Annotated in this window: 9 protein-coding genes and 1 pseudogene; 7 read left to right on the forward strand and 3 right to left on the reverse strand. The window is 46.4% G+C overall.

Features of this window, described 5'->3' with window-relative positions:
• The 7 genes and pseudogenes from C7386_RS13550 to C7386_RS12770 form a co-directional block, all read left to right on the forward strand.
• Nucleotides 1-1191, forward strand: a pseudogene (locus C7386_RS13550) (helicase C-terminal domain-containing protein); the annotation flags it as partial.
• Nucleotides 1192-1372: 181 nt separating this feature from the next.
• On the forward strand, nt 1373-1966 hold the full coding sequence (locus tag C7386_RS12750) for a BlaI/MecI/CopY family transcriptional regulator (protein ID WP_133241602.1): 594 nt from the start codon (nt 1373-1375) through the stop codon (nt 1964-1966).
• On the forward strand, nt 1966-3111 hold the full coding sequence (locus tag C7386_RS12755; RefSeq protein ID WP_116705688.1) for a M56 family metallopeptidase: 1146 nt from the start codon (nt 1966-1968) through the stop codon (nt 3109-3111). Before C7386_RS12750 ends, C7386_RS12755 begins: the two co-directional genes overlap by 1 nt.
• On the forward strand, nt 3108-3356 hold the full coding sequence (locus C7386_RS13310; RefSeq protein ID WP_133241603.1) for a hypothetical protein: 249 nt from the start codon (nt 3108-3110) through the stop codon (nt 3354-3356). Before C7386_RS12755 ends, C7386_RS13310 begins: the two co-directional genes overlap by 4 nt.
• A gap of 241 nt (nt 3357-3597) precedes the next feature.
• Complete coding sequence (locus tag C7386_RS12760; RefSeq protein WP_116705689.1) at nt 3598-4104, forward strand: hypothetical protein; 507 nt, start codon at nt 3598-3600, stop codon at nt 4102-4104.
• Nucleotides 4105-4440: 336 nt separating this feature from the next.
• Nucleotides 4441-5619, forward strand: a complete 1179-nt coding sequence (locus tag C7386_RS12765; RefSeq protein WP_116705690.1) for an amidase domain-containing protein — start codon at nt 4441-4443, stop codon at nt 5617-5619.
• Between the two features lie 46 nt (nt 5620-5665).
• On the forward strand, nt 5666-6298 hold the full coding sequence (locus C7386_RS12770; RefSeq protein WP_116705691.1) for a copper amine oxidase N-terminal domain-containing protein: 633 nt from the start codon (nt 5666-5668) through the stop codon (nt 6296-6298).
• A gap of 367 nt (nt 6299-6665) precedes the next feature.
• Here C7386_RS12770 and C7386_RS12775 read toward each other — a convergent pair whose 3' ends face one another.
• The 3 genes from C7386_RS12775 to C7386_RS12785 all read right to left on the reverse strand — a co-directional run.
• Nucleotides 6666-6974, reverse strand: coding sequence for a hypothetical protein (locus C7386_RS12775; RefSeq protein WP_116705692.1), 309 nt, complete (start codon nt 6972-6974; stop codon nt 6666-6668).
• Nucleotides 6971-7423: a hypothetical protein gene (locus tag C7386_RS12780; RefSeq protein WP_116705693.1), complete on the reverse strand. Its 453-nt coding sequence runs from the start codon at nt 7421-7423 to the stop codon at nt 6971-6973. Before C7386_RS12780 ends, C7386_RS12775 begins: the two co-directional genes overlap by 4 nt.
• 16 nt (nt 7424-7439) lie before the next feature.
• The coding region (locus tag C7386_RS12785; protein WP_116705694.1) for a C40 family peptidase at nt 7440-8156 on the reverse strand (717 nt) is incomplete at its 5' end.

An 8156-nucleotide genomic window follows, 5' to 3' on the forward strand; every position in this document is an offset into this window, starting at 1 on the left:
AGCGGTCGTTTCTGCTCCTATGACGATATACGGGATAAGCTGATCGCCAAGGGTGTACCGGCTGACCAGATCGCATATATTCACGATGCGGACACACCGGCAAAAAAGAATGCACTCAGCAGCAAAATGAAATCTGGTGCAATCCGCGTGTTGATTGGCTCGACTGCCAAGATGGGCGCTGGCTTCAATGTGCAGGAACGCCTTGTTGCACTGCATCATGTCGATTGCCCATGGCGTCCGCGTGATGTAGAGCAGCGTGACGGTCGTATTCTCCGTCAGGGCAATACAAACGAAAAGGTACACATCTATCGCTATGTTACTGAGGGTACATTCGACAGCTACAACTGGCAGACGGTCGAGAACAAGCAGAAGTTTATCTCGCAGGTCGTAACCGGCAAATCTCCGGCACGCACCTGTGATGATATTGACGATGCTGCACTGTCTTACGCCGAAGTTAAGGCGCTTGCTGCCGGTGATCCGGAGATCAAGGAACGCATGGAGCTTGATGTTGATGTGCAGAAACTATCCGTCCTGCGCACTGCATACCACAATGACCAGTATAAGCTGGAGGACGATGTAAATGTGAACTTGCCGCACAGCATTGTTAAGAAAGAAAACATGATTGCGGCGCTGAAAAGAGATCAGGCAACGCTGGACGCAAATCACGCGCAGGCCGAGGGCGATACTTTCTGTATCGAACTGAACGGGAAAACTTACAATGCCAAGGACAAGGCCGGTGAAGCACTGCTGTCCATGGTCGCTGCTGAACGCAAGAAGATTTCGCAGAACATGGACGGCAAACTGACTTACGAGGATGCTCGTCCTATCGGCTCGTACTGCGGCTTTGCGCTGGAGCTGAAACGTTCGCTCATGGACGAGGTGCGTATCTGTATTCATGGTGATACTAAGCGCATGGTGGAGCTGGGTGACAGCGCAACCGGCTGTATTCAGCGCATTAACAACGCTATGAATGACATCGGAAAGTTTATCACTGACAACGAACAGAGCCTTGTGCGCCTGCATGAGCAGCTTGATGAAGCCAAGGTCAATCTCGGCAAGCCATGGCCGCTTGAGGACGAGTATCAGCAGAAGATCTCTCGCCTTAACGAGCTGAACTACAAACTGACCCGTCACCATTCCTCTGAAGACTCTCCCGAACACTCTCCTGCGCAAAGTGAATTGGAGCTATAAAGATATGAAAAGAGCCGGTACAGAGCAAACGCTCTGTACCGGCTCTTCTCTACTTCTTTAAGGTTGTTTTGGGAATGTATTATAATATTCAAAATCATGTTGTAACTCGTTGTAGTCCAATCATTCCCCGCGGATAGTATGAATCGTTTGTTTTCATAGGCAAACCGTCTTTTTCTCTATATTGGCATCGAAATACAACAACTTTATACAATATTATGCACAATATGCATTACTTTATTTTGGCTATTACGCTGAAATTAAATCAAAACTATTGACAATCACCTGTGCGGTGGTTATTCTTGTTTACAAGAAAATCACCCGACGGGTGATGATGAAGGTGGTGAAATTGATGAAGAAATATAACCTCTCCAATTCAGAAGAAATTCTGATGAATATGCTCTGGAAAGAGAACGCTCCATTAACCGTTTCCCAGCTTTCGGAGAAAATCACAGAAGCCGACTGGAAACCGAATTATGTTGATAAACTTGTGAAGCAACTTGTCAAAAAAGGCATGGTAAAGGCTGACGGTATCCAGCAGGACAGATTTTATCGGTCGCAGCAATTTGTTCCGTGTTTGACCAAGGACGAATTTCTTGCAAATATGCTGGAAGAACAGGGCGTAAACAATGCGCTGTTTGCGCGAATTGCTGTTGCGTTGTTCAAAAAAGACCGCAAACAGCGCACGCCGGAACAGGACGAAAAGCTGATTGCGGAACTCGAAAAGATGGTAGATGAGTACGAAGCACAGATTGAGGAAAAGAGCAAAGAGAAATAATGCAAATTACCATATTCTCATTTTTATCTGCGTTACTATGGAGCAGCTTGCTAATCGTAGCAATTTACCTGTTACGGCATACGCGGTTCAAACAGCACTTCGGCGTGCTGTCTATGGTTCTGTTGTATCTGTTCTGCACAGTCCGGTTATTCCTGCCGTTGGAATTTCCGCACACGCTGATTGCGGCAGATGATGTTATTTATCCGTACATCTACAACCTGCTGACGCGAGAACATACTATATTGGCAAATAAGTCACTTGCACTTATTCTTTGCGCTGTATGGCTGCTTGGATTTTGTGTCCTGCTGTTCCGGTTTGCTCGACAGTATCGTAAAGCGATACGCAGCGTAGAGCATTACGCCGAACCATGGGACGAACGAACCAACACATTGTTAAAGCAAGTACAGCAGCAGACTCGCCGCACAATTAAGGTGCAAGGTTACATCGCTACAAGCGTTGAATCCGCATTCGGTATCGGCGTGATTCGTAAGCGAATTATTTTGCCGAACAAGGACTACACAGAAGCAGAATTGCGCTATGTTCTGCTGCATGAGTACACGCATTTTCTCAATCACGACACCGTTGTTAAACTATTGGTCACACTGTTCTGCATAATCTTCTGGTGGAATCCGGTCGTATATCTGCTGCAAAAGGACTTGGAGCAGAACTTGGAAATCAAATGTGACCTGTCCGTTGCACGAACATTGTGCAGTAAGGAACGCGCCGAATACTTGCGGACAATTCTTGCTCTGATGAAGCAGAGCGACCGCAAACACCGTATACCGTTCGCAGCAGCAGCGTTATTCAGAACGAACGCAGACGCCGCAATCAAAGAACGGTTTGAAACGGTTATGGCCTGCTCGGCCAATCGGCGCAATCGCGTAGCCAGCGCGGTATTCACCAGCGTATTTACCGTGCTGTTGATTGCGTCCTATACGGTTCTGCCGCAACCTCAATTTGCGGCACCTAAAAGTACAGCGCCGCAGACCATTGACTTTAACAGTGATACAGCGTATATCAAACAAGACCATGTGTGGGAATATTGGCTGTGTATTCAAAACGAACAGCCAATTAAAATAAAAAAAGAAGAAGCTGACTTTTATCAGCAAATAGGATTTAAGTTGATAGAGAGTGAACAAAAATGAAGAAACAACTATTTTGTGCACTGGGTATAGCGACCATTTTATCTGCGAATATACCGATTGCAATGGCAGCAGATGTTCCGCCAATACCAGCATACCGAACCAGTAGTGATAGCGTAATTGCACCATGTGCCGATGTGATTGTTTATAAAACACGCATATATAAAGGCAAGCGGCAGTATCGTCGTTGGAATGAAACCCGTGGATATTGGGTAGACCCAGAATGGCTTCCTGTTCCGGGATCGTAATTTCTAAAAACTTATGAAAGGTGGTGATTCCAATGGTCTATTAAAAATCCACATAAAACCGAAAGGCTGCACACCTCACCGCGTTAGCGGTGTATCGGACTTATGTGGACAGATATAGTATATCTGATTTTACAGGGCAATACAACCTACTTTCCTAAAATCTCACAATAAAAGGAAACAGCGATTGTCAAAACCACTTTACAACAACCGCAGAGAGTAAAACTCGAATATGGAGGTTAACATGAACAAGTTTAAGAAAATGATGAGCGTAACGCTTGCAGGCTGCATGGCCGCATCCGCTCTGATGATGAGCGCAGGCGCAGTGAACATTCCGGCAGACACTTCTCCCGCCTATATGGCCGAGGACTCGCAAGTGACAACGCACATCCTTTCTTTTGAAGAGATGAACGCTATTACGCCGTATAAGACCGAAAGCGCACAGGTTTTTCTGGCGCGCAACAATTCGGCTGGCGATCAGGGCACCGCTTGTGGCGAATTTACTGCCGATGCTAAGAACGCTTCTTTCATGATCACCTATGCACCGGCTACCGCAACTTACAACGTACAGTTGTATCGGTATATGAGCAATGGCAGTGCAACCCGTGTAAGCGCGTACAATAAGCTGACTATTGGTGTCGGTGCTGCATTCAGCAACCTGCAGGTCGGCGCTACCTATTTCTTCAAGGTAAGCAGCAGCGATTGCCCTGTCAAGGGTACGAACGCTAACTATACGTTAATGACGTACTAAAGCAAAACATTCATCCCTACACGGACATAGTAACGCATACTGCACTATGCAGTTAGTGTTGTAACTTACTGACTGCATAGTGTTCACTATACGCAACTAACAATTTACCAGTCGCAGAGGTGATTCCGATGGGCTACAACAAATCTGCAAAACCCACAGCCTGCACATCTTATTGCACAAGCTGTGTATCGGACTTGTGCGGACAGATATGTATATCTATTTTCGCAGATTAAAACAAGCTACTCGCCTTTGAATCTCACAACAATAGAGATTCAAGATTGCTGTAACCACTCCGCAACAATGACAGAGCGTAAAATTTGATGTAGGAGGTATAACATGAATAAGTTTAAGAAAATGATGAGTGTAACGCTTGCAAGCTGCATGGCCGCATCTGCTCTGATGATGAGCGCAGGTGCAGCGAATACCCCCGTAGACACCGGTACTGCTACGCTGGCACCGAACGTTATCAGTAATACGACGATCAATCAGTTGAAGGCAACCGCACAAAACGCGATTGAACAGTTTTTCCGTGAGAGCGATAAAGACCTTTACTCGCTCGTTGGCTTCCGCTTCGATGACGGTGAAGTAACCCAGTCCGACGGCTCGGTTCAGTACAAAACCACGGTCACTGTCAGCGAACGCCTTAAAGCACAGAGCGTTGAAGAAATGCCGTACATCGCTGGCTATCTGGATGAACTCGGCGCTTCTTCGTATGCCACAATGGCCGCATCCGATAAGGCGGAGTTGGCAAAATCCGCTTTCGGCTTAGATCAGGATACTGCCTTGACGGAGGCCCAGCAGAATGTTGTTGACACATTCGTTCAGTCGATGGACACAACTGTTGAGATGTTCGACGAATACATTGGCGAAACCAGCGATTTCACCTATCACATCAAGGTTTCTGCACCTGTTGCCGAGCCGGACAACATTACACTGACCGGCCTTGACGAGTTCGACAACGATGTCAATATCAACGAGTACGAACTGCGGTCGTATGACGAAATTTACCGCAATGGTGCAGAAGATGCGCAGGCTGCTGTTCAGAGCATGATGATTTCCCCCGCTTGGGTTGCTACTAAGATCAATAACTACAACAGCTATAACCGCATTGCCGCTCGCGATTACGCATACAAGTATTGGTCGTCTTACAATCCGGCATATACCAGCTATAAGGGCAACGGCGGTGACTGCGCTAATTTCGTTTCCCAGTGCCTCCATGCTGGCGGTATTCCCACCGATGCAACTTGGAAAGCTGATTCTGTTTCGTGGATTCGTGCATCCGCAGTACCCTCGTATATGATGAACAAGGGTTATGCAACCAAAACCAGCTACACCAATGCTACGGCTGGCAGCTTTGCCTATACTTCGAGTGGAGCAGGCCATGCTGTACTGGTAACGATCAATGATGGTGCTAAAATCGCGTACACCGCTCACACCACCGATCGTAAAGACGCTGCATTCTCCTCGACCGATTTGAACGGTAATTACAGCTTCTATGTAATCAAGAACTACTAATACATATCTGTTGTAACAACGATAATCATTTAAGGAGGTATTGCACATGAAAAACAAGCGTTTCCGCATCCCGATCATCGGTCTGATTTGCTGCATGCTGCTGGGTACGATTGCTTTTGCAGTCAATGGCCGCAAAATCACTGCAACCTACGGCGGCATTACCATTTATCTGAATGGCCAGAAACAAGTTGCTACCGATGTAAACGGTAAAACAGTAGAACCGTTGATCTATCAGGGTACGACGTATGTGCCGATACGCGCCGTCAGCGAATGGCTGGGCAAAACGGTTACATGGCAGGGCAGCACCAGTTCTGTTCTCATCAATGATTCTGTTTTTTCCGACAGCGATGTTACAGCTGCTAAAAATGTGATCAGCGAGTTCTTTACGCTGTTCGGTGATCAGCAGTACCAAAAGATGAATACGCTGTGCGCCGGTGATGCTGCAAGTCTTGATTTCAGCTACGGTGTATTTGGTATGAAGGAAGCAAAACTGAAATCCTGTACCTATAATGGTGATTACTCCGCAAGAGCAAACAAACTCGTTTTTGAATGTTCTTTCACAATGAAACCTACCGCTAATTCGGTATATGACCCTAATCAAACCTCTACCAGCTGCTTAATCTATGTGAGAAAAGTCGGCAGTCAGTTCTGGATTGATGAATTTGCAAGTGGTTTCTAAGTTATCGGCGGAAATCCTTGTTTAATAAGCATATATCACCAATAGCCCCGAAGAAGCTGAGGACTAACCTCAGCTTCTTTTATTTTGCGCGAAAAAGCTGCATACCAAACCCCGCAGGAACATAGCACAGCACACGCCACTCCACCAGTACGGCAGATACGACAGGCCATGACAGAGCCGGTACAGGTTGATACCGCCGCACAGTACGGCTATAAGCACCCAGCGATATATTCTCATTTCATCGTCAAATTTCTCTCAAAAAACACCCTAATTGGGCGTAAATACAAAAAAGGAAGCGGCACCTAATTCGGTGCTGCTTCCTTTTTGCATTTATGATAATTTGCTTGATTGCCTACGAAATATTCCTTTATTCAATTTTCGCAACGCTCAATTTATCCAAATTGTTACGCAAACGGTCAATCTTGGAGTCACAATCCGCGAGTACCTCTATAATTTCCTCACAATCACGGCTATTATCCATGATGTGTTCTGCCACTTCTTCCTTTAAGTGGTCAACAATAAGTTCGTTTTTCAGCACATCGCGTTGAACATTTGTCAGCCGCGTATCCATATGACACCAAATGTTGTTCTCACTGAGTTTTTGCAAAATCAGCGAAGTGATTGCCGCTGTGCCGATGCTGACACCGGCAACAGCTAAAAGTTGAGTCAAATTCATGATGTTTTACCTCCTGCACACTCATTGGACTTCATAAGTTCCTCAATCACGCGCAGCCGTCTGCGGAAGAAACGAATGCGCGATACCTGCACAATAGTTAAGATTGCACCGAAAATAAATTCGCAGATAGTCACGATATTCAGTACCCACATCTGAATGATTTCCCAAAAACTTTCCGCAACAAAAACGGGATAAGGCGAATAAGCATCCTCAATGATAATATCGGTCAGTATACCCCCGACGATAAAAAGGCAAAGATACCCCAACAAATTCCATTTTAAATGCTTATATCTCTTGTATGTTTCTTGATGTTTGGTGGCCAGCTCCTGACCACCAAATCTTCCGAAGTATTCCTTATCCTGCTGTATCTGCGTAGCAGAGAACGAGTAAAATTCGTTCTCTTTATGGAGCTGTTCAGCCTCTTTACGCAGTTCTTCTCTCCAGTTCATAGATACCTTCTGTTGCTCATTTAGGGCGCGCAAACCCATACATATGTGATTTCCAGTACGAATTGGACAGGTCTGCGTAACCGATTGGATTTCCGCAATGCAACATTTTACCGTTGCCTACATAGATACCGATGTGCGAGATCGGCTCGGGGCAATTGTAGGTGTTCGCAAAGAACACAAGATCACCCGGCTGCGCCTGCGAAGCCGAGATTGGTGTGCAGCGTAAGTAGATACCATACGCCGTCATTCGCGGGAGATTGCATACGCCGGACTGCGTGTAGACCCAGCAGATAAAGCCGGAGCAGTCGAACGAGGTCTGCGGAGTAGAGCCGCCGAACACATAAGGCATACCGATGTATTTCTTTGCTTCGGTCATGAGCTTCTGGAAGGTTTCACTTCCATAAGCCGCGCCGCCGGTATACTGCTGAACCAACATAACATAGAACATATTGCCGTAATTGTACCGCCAGCCGCCATTCTTCGCAGTGGAAATAGCGTTCTTGTAGGTAACACGCACGCCGCCGGAGTGCTGTTTAGCAAAACTCTCCGCAAGCTCAAAGGAGTATTTCTTACCGTTTTTCGCTACATAATCAAGAAAACCGCCGCCGTAGTTGTACGCCTGTACAATGCTGTCACCGTCTACACCGAGCTGCTTTGCTCTTTTAACCAGTTCGGCATAGTATTTGCAGCCCTGATTGATAGATGCTTCCTTGTCCTTGATTGCACCGGGCGG

The sequence above is a fragment of the Agathobaculum butyriciproducens genome, assembly GCA_003096535.1.
GTDB classification, from domain to species: Bacteria; Bacillota; Clostridia; order Oscillospirales; family Butyricicoccaceae; genus Agathobaculum; species Agathobaculum butyriciproducens.